At 38.1% G+C, this 591-nt stretch carries 1 protein-coding gene; it reads right to left on the bottom strand.

The annotated features are described in order from the left end of the window. Window positions 1–227 precede the first annotated feature (227 nt). A partial coding sequence (locus tag H5975_RS08415; RefSeq protein WP_204785634.1) for a multicopper oxidase domain-containing protein occupies window positions 228–591 on the bottom strand: 364 nt, incomplete at its 5' end.

The following is a 591-nucleotide window of genomic DNA, read 5'->3' as shown; positions in this document are numbered from 1 at the left end:
CGATTTCATTGTAACAGAGGTTTACCTCTGTTTTTTTGTTTAAAACACAAAAATGGCATTGGTATAGAGATGAAAAATCTCTAACCAACACCATTTGGTGTAGAACCTAAAAAATGGAGCGTGATAGAAGTCGTTAGAGACATCTATCACGCTCTATTTATTTCCCGGTTAATGATACCTTATTATTACGTTATTAAAGGGCTACTTGATATTAATTATACTAGTAGCTACATTGTTTCTCCCATTTTTTTATAGGAATCCATCCCACCTAGCCAAAGGTCATCCATTGAAACACCACGCTCTTCAGCAAAGGCCTTCATGAGGGTTTCGTGATTCATTAAATGATATTTCTTATTGGGGTTGGCAGGATCAATAACTTTAATCTGAGCCATCATGCCACCATCTTCGTGTTCAATGATGTGACAATGGTACATGAAGACGCCTGGGACTTTAAACCACACTTTAATGCGAACATGTTCTTGTGGATTAACGACGACCGTATCTTTTAATCCCGTTTCATTTGGTAGTGGGGCATGTCCATTACGCGAAATAATGGTAAATGCACAACCATGCATATGATAAGGGTGGATC

Source organism: Limosilactobacillus coleohominis, from assembly GCF_016901675.1.
GTDB classification, from domain to species: domain Bacteria; phylum Bacillota; class Bacilli; order Lactobacillales; family Lactobacillaceae; genus Limosilactobacillus; species Limosilactobacillus intestinavium.
The sequence above is the reverse complement of the archived record's forward strand: the minus strand, read 5'-3'. Positions and strand labels throughout refer to the sequence as shown.